1 protein-coding gene is annotated in these 304 nt (G+C 65.5%); it reads right to left on the reverse strand.

Features of this window, described 5'->3' with window-relative positions:
- Positions 1–85 precede the first annotated feature (85 nt).
- Positions 86–304 (reverse strand): hypothetical protein (locus ADK67_RS52545; protein ID WP_197289460.1); only part of this gene is annotated, 219 nt, incomplete at its 5' end.

A 304-nucleotide genomic window follows, 5' to 3' on the forward strand; every position in this document is an offset into this window, starting at 1 on the left:
GGAGTTGAGCGTTCGCGGCACAGCTGCCATGCGCTGTGACGTCGACCAGCACGGTATGATGACCGGCTGGGTTCCCCCGAATTGCCTACCCCTGTGTTAACAACGCCCACCCGGTCTCGGACTGCGGCTCAGGGTCGGCGAAGTGGCTGCACAACCACTCGATGGTCACTCGAGCGGTGGTCATCACGCCGACCTCAATACCCCACGGGTCGTTGCCGTCGACCAGCATCGCGTGGGCGTAGCGGCGATCCAGCAAGGCTGCGCTGAACCGCACCAACGACGGCCGGTGCTCGGCCTCGACCAC

This window comes from Saccharothrix sp. NRRL B-16348, from assembly GCF_001280085.1.
Classification (GTDB): Bacteria; Actinomycetota; Actinomycetes; order Mycobacteriales; family Pseudonocardiaceae; genus Actinosynnema.